At 75.4% G+C, this 12,172-nt stretch carries 12 protein-coding genes and 1 pseudogene; 3 read left to right on the plus strand and 10 right to left on the minus strand.

Annotated elements, in window-relative coordinates; genetic code table 11:
- Nucleotides 1–47: 47 nt before the first annotated feature.
- The 4 genes from ABT238_RS01775 to tsaB are packed head-to-tail and all read right to left on the minus strand — an operon-like array spanning nucleotide 48 to nucleotide 2,638.
- Complete coding sequence (locus tag ABT238_RS01775; RefSeq protein ID WP_502884413.1) at nucleotides 48–311, minus strand: hypothetical protein; 264 nt, start codon at nucleotides 309–311, stop codon at nucleotides 48–50.
- A complete protein-coding gene (gene tsaD / locus ABT238_RS01780; RefSeq protein ID WP_350572115.1) occupies nucleotides 308–1,396 on the minus strand; it encodes a tRNA (adenosine(37)-N6)-threonylcarbamoyltransferase complex transferase subunit TsaD in 1,089 nt (362 codons plus the stop codon). Before tsaD ends, ABT238_RS01775 begins: the two co-directional genes overlap by 4 nt.
- Nucleotides 1,389–1,922, minus strand: a complete 534-nt coding sequence (rimI, locus tag ABT238_RS01785) for a ribosomal protein S18-alanine N-acetyltransferase (RefSeq protein WP_350572129.1) — start codon at nucleotides 1,920–1,922, stop codon at nucleotides 1,389–1,391. The genes tsaD and rimI overlap by 8 nt, the downstream gene beginning before the upstream one ends.
- 59 nt (nucleotides 1,923–1,981) lie before the next feature.
- Complete coding sequence (gene tsaB / locus ABT238_RS01790; protein ID WP_350572114.1) at nucleotides 1,982–2,638, minus strand: tRNA (adenosine(37)-N6)-threonylcarbamoyltransferase complex dimerization subunit type 1 TsaB; 657 nt, start codon at nucleotides 2,636–2,638, stop codon at nucleotides 1,982–1,984.
- 195 nt (nucleotides 2,639–2,833) lie between these two features.
- Between tsaB and ABT238_RS01795 the strand changes: the two genes are divergently transcribed.
- Nucleotides 2,834–3,472: a hypothetical protein gene (locus ABT238_RS01795; RefSeq protein WP_350572128.1), complete on the plus strand. Its 639-nt coding sequence runs from the start codon at nucleotides 2,834–2,836 to the stop codon at nucleotides 3,470–3,472.
- A gap of 31 nt (nucleotides 3,473–3,503) precedes the next feature.
- On the opposite strand, the gene ABT238_RS01800 is transcribed toward ABT238_RS01795, so the two are convergent.
- Both ABT238_RS01800 and tsaE read right to left on the minus strand, forming a co-directional pair.
- A complete protein-coding gene (locus ABT238_RS01800; protein ID WP_350572113.1) occupies nucleotides 3,504–3,722 on the minus strand; it encodes a hypothetical protein in 219 nt (72 codons plus the stop codon).
- A gap of 118 nt (nucleotides 3,723–3,840) precedes the next feature.
- Nucleotides 3,841–4,350 (minus strand): tRNA (adenosine(37)-N6)-threonylcarbamoyltransferase complex ATPase subunit type 1 TsaE, encoded by a 510-nt coding sequence (tsaE, locus tag ABT238_RS01805; RefSeq protein ID WP_350755251.1) that lies wholly within the window; start codon nucleotides 4,348–4,350, stop codon nucleotides 3,841–3,843.
- 186 nt (nucleotides 4,351–4,536) lie between these two features.
- Between tsaE and ABT238_RS01810 the strand changes: the two are divergent.
- Nucleotides 4,537–5,306: pseudogene (locus tag ABT238_RS01810) on the plus strand (transposase family protein).
- 56 nt (nucleotides 5,307–5,362) lie between these two features.
- On the opposite strand, the gene ABT238_RS01815 reads toward ABT238_RS01810, so the two are convergent.
- The 3 genes from ABT238_RS01815 to ABT238_RS01825 form a co-directional block, all read right to left on the minus strand.
- Entirely contained in the window at nucleotides 5,363–6,559 is a 1,197-nt protein-coding gene (locus ABT238_RS01815; protein ID WP_350755253.1) for an alpha/beta fold hydrolase, read from the minus strand.
- On the minus strand, nucleotides 6,556–7,740 hold the full coding sequence (gene alr, locus ABT238_RS01820; protein WP_350572542.1) for an alanine racemase: 1,185 nt from the start codon (nucleotides 7,738–7,740) through the stop codon (nucleotides 6,556–6,558). Before alr ends, ABT238_RS01815 begins: the two co-directional genes overlap by 4 nt.
- Before the next feature lie 271 nt (nucleotides 7,741–8,011).
- Nucleotides 8,012–9,544: an NAD(P)H-hydrate dehydratase gene (locus ABT238_RS01825; RefSeq protein ID WP_350755255.1), complete on the minus strand. Its 1,533-nt coding sequence runs from the start codon at nucleotides 9,542–9,544 to the stop codon at nucleotides 8,012–8,014.
- 170 nt (nucleotides 9,545–9,714) lie between these two features.
- Here ABT238_RS01825 and ABT238_RS01830 point away from each other — a divergent pair, with 170 nt between their 5' ends.
- Nucleotides 9,715–10,272: a Uma2 family endonuclease gene (locus tag ABT238_RS01830; protein WP_350755257.1), complete on the plus strand. Its 558-nt coding sequence runs from the start codon at nucleotides 9,715–9,717 to the stop codon at nucleotides 10,270–10,272.
- 31 nt (nucleotides 10,273–10,303) lie between these two features.
- Here the strand turns inward: ABT238_RS01830 and glmS are convergent, their stop codons facing one another.
- Nucleotides 10,304–12,160, minus strand: coding sequence for a glutamine--fructose-6-phosphate transaminase (isomerizing) (glmS, locus tag ABT238_RS01835; protein WP_350561945.1), 1,857 nt, complete (start codon nucleotides 12,158–12,160; stop codon nucleotides 10,304–10,306).
- Nucleotides 12,161–12,172 lie beyond the last annotated feature (12 nt).

Here is a 12,172-nt window from a genome sequence, read left to right on the forward strand (position 1 = left end):
GGTCGCACGTTCGGTTCCCGGTCGGGCGTGCGGACGGCCGGCCCGGGCTACTCCACGTGCTCGCTGGTGAACGACCAGCGGTGCACCGGACGGCCCAGCAGCCCGGCGGGCGGCTCGGCCACCGGGAGCGGCTCGCCGGACCACCAGGTGATCAGCAGCACACGCTCGCCGGGGGCGGCGAACAGCTCGGCGCGCAGCAGCCCCGCGCCGCCGCGCAGCGCGGGCAGCGCGGTCTCCCGCACCCAGGCGGAGAGCTCGGCGCCCCGCCCGTCGGCGGCCCGGGCCTCCCACATCGCGGCGGTGGTGCTCACTCCTGGCCGCCCAGCGCCTGGTAGGCCTGGCCGTGGAAGTCCTGGTGCGGCACGTGGACCTCGGTCACCGGCAGCGAGGAGTCCGCCGACAGGTCGAAGGAGGACGGCGCGCGGTCCCGCCGGACCATCTCGGCGCCGAGCGCGGCGACCATCGCGCCGTTGTCGGTGCACAGGCCCGGGCGGGGCACCCGCAGCCGGATGCCGGCCCGGTCGCAGCGCTGCTGGGCCATCTCGCGCAGCCGCGAGTTGGCCGCGACGCCGCCGCCGATCATCAGGTGGTCGACGCCGTTGTCCTTGCAGGCCTTGACCGCCTTGCGGGTCAGCACGTCGGTGACCGCCTCCTGGAAGGACGCCGCGACGTCGGCGATCGGCACCTCCTCGCCGGCCCGGCGCCTGGCCTCCACCCAGCGGGCGACGGCGGTCTTCAGGCCGGAGAAGGAGAAGTCGTACTCCGGATCCTTGGGGCCGGTCAGGCCGCGCGGGAAGGCGATCGCCTCGGGGTCGCCCTCGCGGGCGGTGCGGTCGACCACCGGGCCGCCGGGGAAGCCCAGCCCGAGCACCCGGGCGACCTTGTCGAAGGCCTCGCCGGCCGCGTCGTCGATGGTCGCGCCGAGCGGGCGCACGTCGCTGGTGATGTCCTCGCTGAGCAGCAGCGAGGAGTGCCCGCCGGAGACCAGCAGGGCCATCGTCGGGGACGGCAGGCGGCCGTGTTCCAGCTGGTCCACGCAGATGTGCGAGGCGAGGTGGTTGACGCCGTACAGCGGCTTGTCCAGGGCCCAGGCGTAGGCCTTGGCGGCGCTCACGCCGACCAGCAGCGCGCCGGCCAGGCCGGGGCCGGCGGTGACGGCGATGCCGTCCAGGTCGCTCGCCTTGACGCCGGCGGTGTCCAGGGCGCGCTGGATGGTGGGGACCATCGCCTCCAGGTGCGCGCGGCTGGCGATCTCGGGGACGACGCCGCCGAACCGGGCGTGGTCGTTGACGCTGGAGGCCACCGCGTCGGCGAGCAGGGTGGTGCCCCGCACGATGCCGACGCCGGTCTCGTCGCAGGAGGTCTCGATGCCGAGGACGAGCGGTTCGTCAGCCATGGGGGGTGTCCTTCTTCACATCCGGTCGCGGGTGGTCCGCGGGTTCGTCGAGGTCTTCGGGAGCGGTGGCGCCGTCGACGGCGGCGGCCGCGAGGTCCAGGCGCATCACCAGCGCGTCGATGTTCGCGGGCTGGTAGTAACCGCGCCGGATGCCGACCGGCTCGAAACCGAACCGCTCGTAGAGCCGCTGGGCGCGGGTGTTGTCCACCCGGACCTCCAGCAGCAGGTCCGCGCAGCCGCGCCGGGCGGCCTCCCGGACCAGGTCGGCCAGCAGCAGCGCGCCGAGGCCGGCGCCCTGGTGGCGGCCGTCGACGGCGATGGTCTGCACGTCGCCCTCGCCGGCCACCGCCATCAGTCCGGCGTAGCCGACGACCGTGCCGTCCGGGGCGACGGCCACGGTGTAGTGGCGGGTGCCGCCGGGGCGGGCCTCGGCCAGCTCGGACCAGAACATGCCGGCGGACCAGGCGTCCTCGGGGAACAGTTCCCGTTCCAGCGCCAGCACCGGGGCGATGTCCCACCAGCGCATCGGGCGCAGGGTGGCGACGGGAGCCGCGGTGCGCACGGCCCCGTCGGTGCTCGGGCCGGTCACGCCGGGAGCACCGCCTTGTAGCCGGCCGGCACCTGGGCGTCCGGGCGGCGCAGGTAGAGCGGGGCGTTGGGCAGCAGGGCGCGGCCTGCGGCCAGCTCGGTGGCGGCGTAGTCGGCGAGCGCGCCGGCCGAGACGTGCTCGGGGCCGTGCGCGCCGGGGAAGGCGTCCGGGTAGAGCAGGGCACCGGCGCCGACCGAGCGGGCCGGCGGCGTCAGCTCGCCCGGGCGGTCCACGGACGGGCCCTCGGTCCGGCGGCCCTCGGCGTCGTAGGCGGCCCAGTAGACCTCCTTGCGGCGCGCGTCGGTGGCCACCGTGAACGGCTCGCCGGCCAGGCCCTCGGCACGGGCGGCGTGGGCGATCGCGTCCAGGGTGCAGACGCCGTGCACCGGCAGGCCGAGGGCGTCCCCCAGCGCGGCGGCGGTGACCAGACCGACCCGCAGACCGGTGTACGGGCCCGGGCCGACGCCCACGGCGATGCCGGTCAGCCGGTGCTTGTCGACACCGGCCGCCCGCAGCACCTGGTCGATGGCGGGCAGCAGCAGTTCGCCGTGGCGTCTGGCGTCGACCTGGTCGGTCTCGGCGAGGACGGCCGTGCCGTCGTGGACGGCGGCGGTGACGGCGGGGGTAGCGGTGTCGAACGCGAGCAGCAGCACGGGTCAAGGTTAGACCGGTCGGGCGGTGACCGGTCCGGGCCCGGCCCCGTCCCGGCGCCCGGGGCGTGTGCGCCGCACGATCGAAAACCCGCGGCAGCGCGGAACACACGTCCGACGCGATGCGGACCGGACGGGCGAACCTGGCACGATGGGGCCGACGGTTTTGGGACGGCGGTGGGAGCACACGTGGCGAAGATGGGTCCTGGAGTGGTGGTCACGGGGCTGACCCTGGGGGCCCTGGCGGTGGTGAGCCTGCTGGCCTTCCAGGCCAACGGTGCGCAGGGCCGCGCGGCGGCCGCCAACCCCGGCACGACCACCGCGGCCTCGTCCACCGGGTCGGCCGCCCCGGCCACCCCGAGCACCGCGCCCACGCCGACCGTCCCGGCACTGCCCACCGCGGGCACCGGCACCGGACTGCGGGTCGTCTACTCGATCGGCGCGCACTACGTCTGGCTGATCGACCCGAAGAAGACCCCGCAGGTGGTGGCCGCGTTCCCGGTCACCCCGGGCACCGTCGAGCCGGCCCCCGGCAGCTACCCCGTGTACAGCCGCAACCCGACCGGCACCGGCACCGACGGCAAGCAGATCGAGCACGTGGTGCGGTTCGCCCAGCAGAACGGCGTGGTGTTCGGCTTCAGCGCGGCCGTGGACGGTGCCTCGGGCACGCCGGCCGCCGCCCCGACGGCCTCCGCCTCGGGGCCGTCCTCGATCGGGGGCAGCGCGAGCGGCGCCCCGAAGACGGCCAAGACCGGCGGCATCCGCAGCAGCCGGGCCGACGGCCAGCTGCTCTGGGACTTCGCCCCGAAGGACACCAAGGTGGTCGTGATCGCCTGACCCGGGCGAGCGGGGTCACGGAACCATGGGATCAGGCGGCGCGGCGGGTGTCGTGGGCGCCGCCGTCCGCCGGTTCCCCGGTCCGCGCCTTCCCGGCGGCCGGACGGCGTCCGGGCGGGGTGGAGACCGCCTCCGCCGCCGCGCGGGCGGCCAGCAGGGCCCGCATCGGCTCCCCTGCGGCACGGCGGTCGGGCCCCTCGGCCCCGGTCCCGCGCGGTTCGCGCTCCGGGGCGGGCGTGGTGCTCGGCATGACGCCTCCCTAGTTAGGCAGACCTAACCTCGGAAACCATCCCACCATGCCCGGGACCCCGACCGCAACATCTTCCCGACAGCCTGTCGGCAAACCGTGACCCGGCCGGCCGGATCCCTCAGGCCAGCACGGACAGGTCGACGCCCTCCCAGCGGGGGCCGATGCCGGTCAGCCGCACCTCGCGCGGGTCCAGGCCTTCGTCCGCCGCGCTGCCCGGCGCCTCGGCGCCGACGGCCCGTTCGATCCGGACCTCCAGGCGGTCCTCCGAGAGCCGCTCGACCTTGCCCTCGCCCCACTCGACCACCACCACCGACTCGGGCAGCGAGACGTCCAGGTCGAGGTCCTCCATCTCGTCGAGGTCGCCGCCCAGCCGGTAGGCGTCCACGTGCACCAGTGCCGGGCCGCCGACCAGCGACGGGTGCACCCGGGCGATCACGAAGGTCGGCGAGGTGACCGCGCCGCGCACCTGGAGCCCCTCACCGAGGCCCCGGGTCAGCGTGGTCTTCCCCGCGCCCAGCTCGCCGGAGAGCAGCACCAGGTCCCCCGGCCGCAGCAGCGCGGCCAGCTCCCGGCCGAGCCGGCCCATCCGGTCGGGGGTGGCGGCGGTGAGAGTGGCGTGCGAGCCCATGCGTGAATCAAGCCCTTCGGTCCGTACGGCGGCGCACCGGCCCTCGGGCGCCTCCCGCTACCGTGCCACATCGCCGGCGGCGGTCGCGCCGCACCCGCTCCGCGGGGCACCCCACCGGGGCTCCCGGGGTCCGGCGACGGGCCCTAAAGCCTGTTCCAGAGGTCTGGTGCGGGGCCTTTCTCCGGCATGGGTGGGGTGCTTCGGGCTGAGCCGGTCTGGGCGGAGTCGTTCACGGGGCTGCGGCTGCGGCAGGCCGAGGGTCTGGCGCGGGTGGTGCGGGAGCGGGGCGGCAACGGGCCGGGCGGCGGCAGGCCGTGGTGCCTGCCGCCGCCCGACCGGATCCTGCTGGTCGCGGTCCACTACCGGACCGACCTCACGATGCGGCAGCTCGCGCCGCTGTTCGTGGTCTCGACGGCGACGGTGTGCCGCGTCGTCCAGCGCCTCGGCCCGCTGCTGGCTCTCGAAGCCGCTGCCCGCCCGGCCGCGGGCGGGCAGCGGCTGTGGATCGTGGACGGCACCCTGATCCCGGTACGCGACCGTTCGGTGGGGGCTTCCAGCCGCAACTACCGGTTCTCCGCGAACGTGCGGGTCGTCATCGACGCCGACACCCGCCTCGTGGCCGCCACCGCCCGCCCCGTACCGGGCAACAAGGCCGACGCCCACGCCTGGCGCGCCTCCGGCCTGCCCGCCACCTGCGCCGGCGCCACCGTGCTCGCGGACGGCGCCCACCTCAACACCGGCCTGGTCGTCCCCCACCGCAAACGCGCCGGCCGCCCCCTGCCGCGGGCCCAGGAGGACGACAACGCCGAACACCGCCGCGTACGCGCCCGAGTCGAGCACGCCTTCGCCCGCATGAAGGACTACAAGATCCTCCGAGATGCCGGCAGGAAGGCGACGGCCCGCACCACGCGGTGCGGGCCGTCGCCCACATGCACAACCCCGCCCGAACCGCCTGAACCAGCAGGCCAGAACACACACCAACCTGCCCACACCCAGGCTTCTGCAACAAGCTTCAGGCCGGGGGTTCCACGGGGGCGGCGCCGCGGAAGCGGGCGGCCCGCTCGAACAGCTCGGCCAGCCGGCGGTCGACCACGTCCGGGCGCTCCAGCATCACCAGGTGGCCGGCGTCCTCGACCAGGACCAGCTCCGCGCCGGGCAGCCGTTCGGCCATCGCCTCGCCGTGGCCGGGCGGGGTCAGCAGGTCCTTGGTGCCGGTCAGCACCAGGACCGGGATGCCGCGCAGGGCGGCGAGGGCCTCGGTCTTCTCGTGCGCGGAGAACACCGGGTAGAACTCGGCCACCACGTCGATCGGGGTGGCGTCCAGCATCTGCTCGGCGAACCGGGCCACCCCGGGGTCGACGTCCTTGTCGCCGAAGGAGTAGCGCCGGTAGAAGACGGCGCTGACGTCAGCGCCCAGCCGGCGGGTCGCCTCCACCAGGCCCACCTGACGGCCGAGCAGCTTCATCATGCCCGGGGCGACCCGGCGGAACAGCTTGGCGCCCGCCTGCGGCAGGCCGAAGGTGACGGCGTCCCAGTTCCCGGCCAGGGTGCCGATCAGCGCCACGCCGGCGACCCGCTCGCGGAACAGCTCGGGGTGCTGGTCGGCCAGCGCCATCACCGTCATGCCGCCCATCGAGTGGCCGACCAGGACCAGCGGGCCGGTCGGCGCGACGGCGTCCAGCACGGCCTTGAGGTCGCCGCCCAGCTGGTCGATGCCGGCGGGCTCGCCGGCCAGGAAGGAGCGGGAGCGCTCGGAGCGGCCGTGGCTGCGCTGGTCCCAGAAGACCAGGCGCAGGCCGTCGCGGAACGCGGCGCGCTGGAAGTGCCAGCTGTCCTGGTTGAGGCAGTAGCCGTGGCAGAAGACCACGGTCAGCGGTTCGGGGCCGCCGTCCGCGCCGCCCGGTCGGCCGGTGCCGTCCAGTTCGACGTAGAGCTCGGTGCCGTCCGCGGCGGCCACGGTGCGGGGGCGTCCGCGCAGCGAGCCGTACGGGGCCTTGGCGTCCAGCTCGGCGCGGGCCCGGCGGCGCATCGTCCGGCCGACCGTCAGCCGTTCGATCGCCACGCCGGCGGCGGCGCCGGCCGCGAGCACGCCGACCGAGATGCCGATCAGGCCGGCCCGGCTCACGCCGGTGGCCGCCCCGGCCGCCTTGACGGCGCGGGCCACCCCGCTCACCGCCTCGACCGGGTCGGCGCCGGCCTGCTCGCTCATCCGAGCAGGCCCCCGTCCGCGGCCTCGTCCAGGCCGCCGACGTAGCGGCGCGGCACCCGGGAGCCGATCCGGGTCACGATCTCGTAGGAGATGGTGCCGCAGGCGCGGCCCCAGTCCTCGGCGGTCGGCTCGCCGCGCTCGCCGTTGCCGAAGACGAGCACCTCCCCGCCGATCGGTGGGGTGTCGCCGCCGAGGTCGACGACGAACTGGTCCATCGCCACCCGGCCGGCCACGGTGCGCCACTTGCCGTCGACCTGCACCGGGCCGATGCCGCTGGCGTGCCGGGGGATGCCGTCGCCGTATCCGAGCGGGACGAGGCCCAGCGTGGTCGGGCCGGGGGTGGTGTAGTGGTGGCCGTAGCTGACGCCGTGGCCGCCGGGAACGTGCTTGACCAGGGCCAGCCGGGCGGTCAGCGACATCACCGGGCGCAGGCCGAAGTCGGCGGGCGAGCCGACGTCCGGGACCGGCGAGAGCCCGTACACCGCGAGGCCGGTGCGGACCATGTCGAAGTGCGACTGCGGGAGCAGCAGGGTGGCCGGCGAGTTGGCCAGGTGCCGGACCTCGGGGCGCAGGCCGGCCGCCTCGGCGGTGGCCAGGGCGGCGCGGTAGGCGTCCAGCTGGGCCTGGATGGAGGGGTGGCCCGGCTCGTCGGCGGCGGCGAAGTGCGACCAGACGCCGACCACGGTGAGCAGGCCGTCCAGCTCGGCGCGGCGGGCGGCGGCGACCAGCTCGGGCCAGTCGTGCGGCTGGCAGCCGTTGCGGCCGAGGCCGGTGTCGGCCTTGAGGTGGACCCGGGCCGGGACGCCGGTGGCGCGGACGGCGGCGAGCAGCTCGGTGAGCGCCCACTGGCCGCTGACGGAGATGTCGAGGTCCGCGAAGAGGGCCTCGCGCCAGGGGCCGCCGGGGGTCCACAGCCAGCAGAGGATGCGGGCCTGGTCCGGCCGGATGCCGCCGGCGCGCAGCGCGAGCGCCTCGTCCGGCGTGGCGGTGCCCAGCCAGCGGACTCCTGCGGCGACCGCCTCCCGGGCGCAGCGGACGGCGCCGTGCCCGTAGGCGTCCGCCTTGACCGCGGCCATCACCGTGGTTCCGCCGATGCGCTCGCGCAGCGCGTCGAGGTTGCCGCGCAGGGCGGCGAGATCGATGGTCACCTCGGCCCGCGCGCCTTCGGTGAGAGTGGCCATAACGGTCGTCTTCGCAGTTGTCATCAGGGTCAGTCTCCCAGACATCCCAGGGTCCTCGCCGAACGGCCCGTCGGCACCCCACCCCACGCAACCCCCCACCACACCTCCCGGACGCCCACGAATCACTCCACGGTTCCGCCCCCACCCCCGGCCCGCCCGGAATATGCAGACCGGTCTACCGATTCGCCCCGGGCGCAGCCCGGGCGTGGAGTGGGAAGTCGGCCGGGCCGACTTCCTGCTCCGGCGAGTAAGCAGACCGGTCTGCATATTCCTACGCGGCCGGTTCCGTGGCCGGCTCGGCGGCTGCCGAGCGGACGTCGTTCCAGGCGCCGGAGAGGGCGGCGGCCACGTCCAGGGCGGTGACGGGGGCGCCGGGGGTGGCGGCGGCGCGGCGGGCGGCGAGGCCGTGCAGGTAGGCGGCCACCGAGGCGGCGTCCAGCGGGGCGAGGCCCGCGGCGAGCAGCGAGCCGGCCAGACCGGCCAGCACGTCGCCGCTGCCGGCCGTCGCCAGCCAGGAGGTACCGGTCGGGTTCACCCGCACGGCGCCGCCCGGATCGGCGACCACCGTGGTCGAACCCTTCAGCAGCACCGTCGCCCGGTACGCCGCCGCGAGCCGCCGCGCCGTGGCCAGCCGGGCGGCCGCCAGCTCGTCGGCGGCCGGCGGCCGGCCGCCCCCGTCGCCCGCACGGCCCCCGGCGCCCTGCGCCCCGGCGAGCAGCCGGGCCGCCTCGCCGGTGTGCGGGGTCAGCAGCGTCGGCGCCGTCCGCCCGGCCAGCGCGCCCGGCCCGAGCCGGGCCAGCTCGGTCAGCCCGTCCGCGTCGACCAGCACCGGCACGTCCGCGGCCAGCGCCTCCGCGAGCGCCCGCTCGGCCCCCTCGCCCCCGCCCGGCCCGACCACCCAGGCCTGCACCCGCCCCGCACCGGCCGGCCCGCCCTCGGTGACCAGCGCCTCCGGGAACCGCCGCACCACCTCCTCGGCCGCCGTCCCCACGTACCGCACCGCGCCCGCGCCGCCGCGCAGCGCGCCCGCGACCGCCAGCAGCGCGGCCCCCGGGTACCGCGCCGATCCGGCCGCCACCCCGACCACCCCGCGCCGGTACTTGTCGCTCTCCGCCCCCGGCACCGGCAGCAGGGCGGCCACGTCCGCGTGCTGCGGCGCCGCGACCTCGGCCGGCGGCAGCTCCAGCCCGATCCCCACCAGCTGCACCGCCCCGGCGTACGAGGCGCCCGGGTCGATCAGCAGCCCGGGCTTGTACGTACCGAAGCAGACCGTGACGTCCGCCCGCAGCGCCACCCCCGCGACCTCACCGGTGTCGGCGTCCACCCCGCTCGGCACGTCGACGGCCACCACCACCCCCGCCCGCCCGGCGCGCGCGTACGGCCGGGCCTCCGCCCGCAGCCCGCCCTTCCCGCCGATGCCGACGATGCCGTCCAGCACCAGGTCCGCGCGCGAGAAGTCGGCCAGGCCGACTTCCTGCTCCGGTACCACCCGCCCGCCGACCGCCCGCAGCGCCGCGAGCCCCGCGGTGTGCGCCCGCTCCGGGACGAGCAGCACCGCCGACACCCGCGCCCCGCGCCGCGCCAGCGCCGCACCGGCGTACAGCGCGTCGCCCCCGTTGTCCCCGCTGCCCGCCAGCACCACCACCCGGCTGCCGTACACCCGCCCGCGGCGGCGGGTCAGCAGCCGCGCGCAGGTCGCGGCGAGCCCGACGGCGGCGCGCTGCATCAGCGTCCCCTCGGGGAGCCGCGCCATCAGCGCGGCCTCGGCGGCACGGACGACTTCGACGCGATGGGCGTGACGCATACGGAGACTCCTTCAGCGGTCGGCTACCGCCGACGCTAGCCCGCGCCGCCGCCGCACGGCAGCCGGGCCTGCGGCACACTTTCGAGTGACAACCACTTCGATCCCCCGCCGGTGTCGGTCCGGGTGCCTGCCGTGTGGCTCGGCACGGACCCACAGGAGGGAGAAGGGCCATGGTCGCCATGCCGGCGGTCGAGCACCCGATGGGCGGGGACGACGTCCTCCGGGCGTTCCTGGAGCTGGACACGCCTCCGGGCTTCAAGGCCGAGCTGATCGAAGGGGAGATCGCCGTGACGCCACCGCCGGACGGTGACCACGAGGATGCGATCGCCCGGTTCGCCCGAGCCGTCGCGCGGGAGGCGGCCGAGGAGCTGTACGTCAGCGGCGGCAAGGGGCTGATCACTCCGAAGGGCCGGTTCATCCCCGATGCCACGGTCGCTCCCGCCGGTCACTTCCGCGCCCAGGAGTCGTGGTCGTCCACCGTGGGGGTCGCACTCGTCCTCGCGGTCACATCGACCAGCCCCGTCAAGGACCGAGAGCCCAATCGCCTGGGCCATGCCGCCGCGGGCGTCCCGTGCTCTCTCCTCCTCGACCGCGGTGAAGGCAAGGTGACGCTGTTCACGGACCCCGAGGACGGCGATGACACCACCATCCACGAGACCGAGTCCGGCAGGCGGATCAAACCGCCCGCGCCGTTCTCGTTCGCGCTCGACACGGCGCCCCTGCGGTAGGACGCAGCCACCGCAGGGGCACCCGGCCGGACTACTCGACGGTGACCGACTTCGCCAGGTTGCGCGGCTGGTCGACCTCGTGGCCCTTGGCCGTGGCCAGCTCGCAGGCGAAGACCTGCAGCGGCACGGTGGAGACCAGCGGCTGCAGCAGGGTCGGCGTGACCGGGATCCGGATCAGGTGGTCGGCGTAGGGGACGACCGCCTCGTCGCCCTCCTCCGCGATCACGATGGTCCGCGCACCACGGGCCCGGATCTCCTGGATGTTGGAGACGATCTTGTCGTGCAGGATCGACCGCCCGCGCGGCGACGGCACGACGACCACCACCGGCAGCCCCTCCTCGATCAGCGCGATCGGCCCGTGCTTCAGCTCGCCGGCCGCGAAGCCCTCGGCGTGCATGTAGGCGAGCTCCTTGAGCTTGAGCGCGCCCTCCAGCGCCACCGGGAAGCCGACGTGCCGGCCCAGGAACAGCACCGAGCGCGCGTCCGCCAGGGAGCGGGCCAGCTCGCGCACCGGCTCCATGGTCTCCAGCACCTGCTCGACCTGCTTCGGCGCGTCGCCGAGCTCCTTGATGACGGCGAAGATCTCGTCGCCCCACTTGGTGCCGCGCACCTGGCCCAGGTACAGCGCCACCAAATAGCAGGCGACCAGCTGGGTCAGGAACGCCTTGGTGGAGGCGACGGCCACCTCCGGGCCGGCGTGGGTGTACAGCACCGCGTCCGACTCGCGCGGGATGGTCGAGCCGTTGGTGTTGCAGATCGCCAGCACCTTGGCGCCCTGCTCGCGCGCGTGCCGCAGCGCCATCAGGGTGTCCATGGTCTCGCCGGACTGCGAGATGGCGATGACCAGCGTGCCCGGACCCATGATCGGGTCGCGGTAGCGGAACTCGGAGGCGACCTCCACCTCGCAGGGGATCCGGGTCCAGTGCTCGATCGCGTACTTGGCGATCATGCCCGCGTGGAAGGCGGTGCCGCAGGCGACGATGACGACCTTGTCCACCGAGCGCAGGTCGGCGTCCGACATCCGCAGCTCGTCCAGGGTCAGCCGGCCGTCGGTGCCGATCCGGCCGAGCAGGGTGTCGGCGACGGCCTTCGGCTGCTCGGCGATCTCCTTGAGCATGAAGTAGTCGTAGCCGCCCTTCTCGGCGGCCGAGGCGTCCCAGTCGACGTGGTACTCGCGCACGTCGGCGGGGGTGCCGTCGAAGTTCGTCACCGTCACGCCGTCCCGGCGCAGCTCGACGACCTGGTCCTGGCCCAGCTCGATCGCCTCGCGGGTGTGCGCGATGAACGCGGCGACGTCGGAGGCGAGGAAGTTCTCGCCCTCGCCGCGCCCGACCACCAGCGGCGAGTTGCGGCGGGCGCCGACCACCACGTCCGGAGCGTCGGCGTGCACCGCGACCAGGGTGAAGGCGCCCTCCAGCCGGCGGCAGACCACCCGCATGGCCTCGGCCAGGTCGCCCCGGTACTCCTCGCCGAGCAGGTGCGCGACGACCTCGGTGTCGGTCTCCGAGCGCAGCGTGTGGCCGCGCTCGGCCAGCTCGGCCCGGAGCTGGGCGAAGTTCTCGATGATGCCGTTGTGGACGACCGCCACCCGGGCGGCGTCGTCCAGATGGGGGTGGGCGTTGGCGTCCGTCGGACCGCCGTGGGTGGCCCAGCGGGTGTGGCCGATGCCGGTGGTGCCGCCGGGAAGAGGGGCCTCGGCGAGCGACTTCTCCAGATTCGCGAGCTTTCCGGCCCGCTTGTCGGTGGCGAGGCTCCACTGCCCGTCGGAGCCCTGCACCTGCACCGCGACACCGGCCGAGTCGTAACCCCGGTACTCCAGTCGCTGCAGGCCTGCGATTACAACGTCAAGGGCGGGCTGGGAGCCCACGTATCCAACAATTCCGCACATGCGTGCCAGCAT

The sequence above is a fragment of the Kitasatospora sp. NPDC001527 genome (genome assembly GCF_040298605.1).
Classification (GTDB): Bacteria; Actinomycetota; Actinomycetes; order Streptomycetales; family Streptomycetaceae; genus Kitasatospora.